At 56.4% G+C, this 3,704-nt stretch carries 5 protein-coding genes; 1 reads left to right on the plus strand and 4 read right to left on the minus strand.

Features of this window, described 5'->3' with window-relative positions; all coding sequences use genetic code 11:
* The first annotated feature begins 367 nt into the window (after positions 1-367).
* Entirely contained in the window at positions 368-814 is a 447-nt protein-coding gene (locus KF784_19785; protein ID MBX3121303.1) for a DUF4145 domain-containing protein, read from the plus strand.
* Between the two features lie 159 nt (positions 815-973).
* Here the strand turns inward: KF784_19785 and KF784_19790 are convergent, their stop codons facing one another.
* The 4 genes from KF784_19790 to KF784_19805 all read right to left on the minus strand — a co-directional run bounded on the left by KF784_19790 (position 974) and on the right by KF784_19805 (position 3,515).
* Complete coding sequence (locus tag KF784_19790) at positions 974-1,360, minus strand: nuclear transport factor 2 family protein (GenBank protein ID MBX3121304.1); 387 nt, start codon at positions 1,358-1,360, stop codon at positions 974-976.
* Between the two features lie 199 nt (positions 1,361-1,559).
* The gene (locus KF784_19795; protein ID MBX3121305.1) at positions 1,560-2,117 is read right to left on the minus strand and encodes a universal stress protein; all 558 of its coding nucleotides are present in this window, start codon (positions 2,115-2,117) and stop codon (positions 1,560-1,562) included.
* A 286-nt stretch (positions 2,118-2,403) separates the two neighbouring features.
* On the minus strand, positions 2,404-2,838 hold the full coding sequence (locus KF784_19800) for a DUF5069 domain-containing protein (GenBank protein ID MBX3121306.1): 435 nt from the start codon (positions 2,836-2,838) through the stop codon (positions 2,404-2,406).
* Complete coding sequence (locus KF784_19805; GenBank protein ID MBX3121307.1) at positions 2,838-3,515, minus strand: DUF3386 domain-containing protein; 678 nt, start codon at positions 3,513-3,515, stop codon at positions 2,838-2,840. Before KF784_19805 ends, KF784_19800 begins: the two co-directional genes overlap by 1 nt.
* Positions 3,516-3,704 lie beyond the last annotated feature (189 nt).

The raw sequence follows: 3,704 nt of genomic DNA on the forward strand, positions 1-3,704 counted from the left end.
TGCTCGTCCGACGCGCGCAGGGAAGGACCGCCCGACCGCGCCCTTTGTGGGAAGTGAAAAGTGAAAGAGAATGGCCTCGTTAGACGCGCGTACTGGGTGCCCAAGCAAGCCACCCTATCTAGGCAGTCTTGCCTGCATAGTGAATAACCTTTGACGGTTTGAGTCTATGAGTACATCTGTGCGTGCTCACTGCAATGAGTGTGGTGGCGACCGTAATCACTGTGTCGTTCATTCCGAAACTAGCGAATGGTCAGAAGACGACTACGACATATCCGGGACCGATATCTATGAAATGTTGCGATGTCTGGGGTGCGACAACATCAAGCTCCGACACAGGTCCCTGTTTTCGGAAGAGGAGGGAGAGCGAGTGCAATACTTCCCTCCATCAATATTCCGAACAAGCCCTGTGTGGATGAACGCTTTCCATTTTGGATTGAACAAAGAAGAAAAGTTTGTCCATGAACTGTTACTAGAGATTTATAGCGCGCTACAAAATAATCAGCCCCGGTTGGCTGCTATGGGAGTCCGTGCACTGTTAGAACATGTCATGATTGCCAAAGTTGGCGATCAAGGTACATTCGCGAAGAACCTTGAGCTCTTTGAAAGTAAAGGATTTGTATCGCGGATCCAACGAGAATATTTGGAGACACTTCTTCAAGCTGGTCATGCAGCAATGCACAGAGCTTATAAACCTTCACAACCGGACCTGATCACCTTAGTAGATATTGCTGAAAGCATTATTGAAATTGTCTATCTACAGGGAGTGAGCGTTGAAATTCTAAAGAAGCGTGTGCCAGAAAGGGGCGCAAAATGACGCACGTCCCAATCGAAGGGACCTTGGTTTCATCGTTCATCTCAAGGTGAAGCACTGTTGAAACACCAGTGCGAGAGTGGGTGACTTAGGCTGAACACACCGCAGTCGGATCTGGGTAATCAAGATCAGTCCGAAAAATCCCAGCGTGGTTTTTCGCAATTATCCCTGCAGCTGCTTCATCATCGCGGCGGGGTTCCAGTAGCCCCACATGGTTTGAATGTTTCCGTTCTCGTTGATCTCGAATACGTCGATGCCTTCCACGACAACATCGCGTCCGTTGTTGCCTCGTCCGCGGCCTGTGAATTTGACCGCCGCGCGGTTGCCCGTGATGAAGACATGATCCGCTGTCAGCTCGATGGTTTGGAACAGGTCGAGCACGCCGCGAATAAATTGACCTAGCGCCGCATGCCCCTGTAGTGGCGTCGGTGCTCCCGGTTCGTAGCTGATTCCCTTCTCGTCAAAACAGCCGACCCAGGAATCTGCATCCTTCTTCCCGATGGCGGCAAAGTACTGCTGCACGGCTGCTGGAATTGTCTCAACTGTCATGTCGTTCCTCCTGTGATCTCTGAAGCTGGTATGTGTGCCACCGGTCGGTTTTCCGACCGCTGTTCATACTACGGCGTGATTCGATCATCGGATTGCTTGCGGCGAGCATCGGGGTGGGGAGTGTGCATCGAGGGTGAGGCCCAGAACCTGGTTCGGAGACAACAGGGGAGAAGGGCCTGTCGCGATGGTCGGCCTGGCCCTACTCGATCACCCAGAGCGCGATGCCGGAGAGGTCTCGTGACAGACGATCGGCAATGCTGCTGCTGAAGAGGCGTGCCGCGCCCGGTGGACCGTGCCTGGTGACCACGAGGGTGCCATAGCCGCCGGAGCGGACTTCATCCAGAATCGTGTCGACGACATCGCCCGCGTATCCCAATTTCAGCGTCACTCGGTCGGTCGGAAACCCCGTGTCCCTGAATCGCTCAAGCGCCCGTTCGAGGATGGGATATTCCAGAGTCTCCTCCATGTGCATCCATTCTTGCTGGTCTTTGCGGAGTTGTTCGCCGAGTTGATGCTCCATGTCGGGATTCTCCGAGCCGCCATGTTCCATCAATTCGCGCGGCATGGGGTTCAGCACATGAAACAAGGTGATGGTCACAGCTGGTGTCTCGCGAAGGAGTGTTCCGACGTAGTGGAGGGCACGGATGGTGGCATTCGAGTCGTCGACGGCGATGAGCAGGTTCTTCGGGGAGACTGAGCTGTTCGAGGCCGAGTCTGGTGCGACGCGCGATTGCTCGCGCGGTGCGGTGGTTTTCATGATGTCACCATGCTGAGGTGTGTGCCGTCCCTGTCCTGCGACTGCAGGAACCTCGGGTGGGATGCCGGATGCTGTGGAGCGAAGCCTGTCATGCGGTCCCTCGGGTGATGAGGGGTGTTGGCGGAGGGGGTACCGCGTCCCGTGCAACGGGTTGCCATACCAGCCTTGGCCTTAGCCTATGCTTCTACTCAGAGGAAAGCAATGCGGGAACGAAGGTGGGGCCGGGTGGTGCGCGACGGGGGCTCCGGGCGAGGCTCGTCGGTGTACGATCGAGCCTGGAAAGGACTTATCTGGTTCGGAGTGGAACCGTGCGCCCCTCTTCCAGGTCTTGCAGATCCGACCAGGCTGTGATGTCGGTCCGCGAAGGATCCACCGCATCACGGTATTTCGCGAATTTCTTGGCACTCTCCGGCGAACTCGGACCGCGCTCGAGCAACGTTCCGTTCCATGCCTCGAGCTCCGCTTCCCCATGCGGGGTGGCGGTGCGCCTGAACCACTCCACCACCCCGTCATCGGTCTGATTGGCCTTCACCGCCGCCGTAAACTGCTCGGCTGTGATGCCGACATAGTCCAGCAGCCGTTCATCCATCGGACAAGGATAGAGATATTCGCCTTTCGTCCCGGCCAATACCGCGCGGCATTTGTCGATCATCCGTGCCAGATGCACGTAGCCGGCCAACCTCGTCTTCATGCTGCGTGGAAACGTCGTTCGTAAATCCATCACGCCAACAGTGTGTGGTTGCTGAAGGTGAGCGTCCGTACGAGTACGGCGCCGTTTTCATAGGAAATGATGCGCCGTGTCGCCGGGAGATCGGAGGCTCCGACACGCACATGGGTATCTGTAAAACTTTCGACGTTGCGAAGTGTGCCGTCTTTCGGCGCGAAATAATAGACGGTGTACTTTGTGGTCAGTTGCTTCTGGTCCGGCGTCGTGCTGCTTTCTTCTACGTTGATCGTGAATGCGACATGGGGCATTTTTCGATTGATCTGCGTGATACGGTTATCTCTGATTCGATAAAAAGACTGCATGCCGTCGCCATGAATGTCGAGGCGGCGACCGAGCGGATGTTCGTCGCCAGCTTCCATCGTGAGACGATGTTTGCCGTCCGATTCCTCGAACTTGCGGGGCGCGCGGTGCACGGCGATCATGCCGATCTGTTCTTGCGCCCATTTTTGGATGGTGTCGTCGGGCAAGTGCACCGTCACTTCACGCGGCCCTTTGACGACGACGGTGCCGCTCACCAGCTGGCCGTTGGTATTGACGGTCAGGTCGGCCGAGAACCCGCGAAAGTTAGGCTGCCAGCGCGCGGTGTTTTCAAAGGCTTGCTGAAGCAGGGCGCGGGCTTGGGGGTCGTCGGCGACCGTTACGGCTGTATCGACCGGGGCAGCATGTTGCATTGGAGGCTCCTTTGTCTCGTGGTTGATCTGAAGCGGAATTATAGAGCCCTTCGTCCGACATCTACAACCCGCGGAGGGGACCGACTACCCCGGCTCTTTGTGCCGGCGGGTAAGTTTTTCTCCTCCTGGCGCAGGTTTGTGTAGTACTGGCTAGGCCGAATCTGTTATAGTCCGAAGCATTTCATCCGG

This window comes from Fimbriimonadaceae bacterium (assembly GCA_019638775.1).
In the GTDB taxonomy this organism is placed as follows: domain Bacteria; phylum Armatimonadota; class Fimbriimonadia; order Fimbriimonadales; family Fimbriimonadaceae; genus JAHBTD01.